Raw genomic sequence first — 1,310 nt, forward strand, 5'->3', positions numbered from 1 at the left:
TGTATCGTCCTGAAATAAGTTGACACTATTTAGACTTATGAAAGGAAAAGAAGAAACAGGGTGCACCAGGCGCACGCGTCGGGACTACCCCTTAGGCTTTAAACTGGCTGTTGTCAGTCAGATAGAAAAAGGCGATTTCACCTATAAACAGGCCCAGCGGCACTACGGCATCCAGGGGCGCTCTACCGTTTTGGTATGGCTTCGGAAACATGGCCGGTTGGATTGGCGTTATCCGGCTATACACACACGCATGATGAAAGCCGAAACACCCGCTCAAAAGATCAGGCGCCTGGAACGCGAGCTTGCTGACGAGCGTCTTAAAAACCAGGTACTGGAAAAAGCTGTGCAAGAGATAGATCGTCAGCTAGGCACTGGATTTTCAAAAAAGTCATCGCCCGGACCATGTGGTTCTTCCAGCAAGAGAAAGGCGTGAGCCTGTCACGTCTCTCTTCCTTGTTCGGGTGCAGCAGGCAATCCCTCTACCAGCTACGGGCACGGCAGCACAGACGCGCCCTGCAACTAGTAGCTGTGCGGGAGATGGTTCAGCAGCTGCGGCGGCAGCTGCCACGGGTAGGTACCCGCAAGTTACACTACCTGCTTTCCACGCAGTTGCAGCAACAAGGGATTAAACTGGGCCGCGATGGCTTGTTTGACTTCTTGCGGCAAGAGCATCTGCTTATCTGCCCCCGCCACAGCTATACCAAAACCACCCACTCCAAACACTGGCTCAAAAAACACCCTAACCTGGTAAAAGAGCTGGCCGTGGAGCGGGCAGAGCAGGTATTTGTCTCTGACATCACCTATATCAAAAGCCGGCAGCGTACCCATTACCTGTCACTGGTTACCGACGCCTTCAGCCGCCGCATCATGGGCTATGCCCTGAGCGATGATCTGAGCGCCGAGAGTGTGGGCAAAGCCCTGAAAATGGCGGTGAAGGAACGCCGGACGACGCTGCCGCTCATCCATCATTCGGACCGCGGGCTGCAGTACTGCTCAGAGCACTACCAGCGCATCCTGCGAAAGCACGGCATCCAGCCTTCTATGACCGATGGCTATGACTGCTACCAGAATGCATTGGCAGAGCGTATGAACGGTATACTCAAAGAAGAATTTCTACTCTATCCCTGCAATAACAGGCAGGAACTGGAAACACTCGTAAAACAGGCTGTGGAAAGCTACAACACCCGAAGGCCTCACCTGAGCCTGAAAATGTGTACACCACAGCAGGTACATCAAAAAACCTGTGAGCTAATGCCCACAGGTTCTCTAAAATCATCGTAAAACCTGTCAACTTATTTTAGGACGGGTCA

At 52.7% G+C, this 1,310-nt stretch carries 1 protein-coding gene; it reads left to right on the top strand.

What is annotated here, in order from left to right:
• The first annotated feature begins 37 nt into the window (after positions 1 to 37).
• A protein-coding gene (locus tag GWO68_RS17665; RefSeq protein ID WP_162347802.1) for an IS3 family transposase occupies positions 38 to 1,281 on the top strand; the annotation gives its coding sequence in 2 pieces (ribosomal slippage) (positions 38 to 374 and positions 374 to 1,281; 1,245 coding nt in all).
• The last annotated feature ends 29 nt before the right edge of the window (positions 1,282 to 1,310 follow it).

Source organism: Pontibacter fetidus (assembly GCF_010119545.1).
GTDB classification, from domain to species: Bacteria; Bacteroidota; Bacteroidia; order Cytophagales; family Hymenobacteraceae; genus Pontibacter; species Pontibacter fetidus.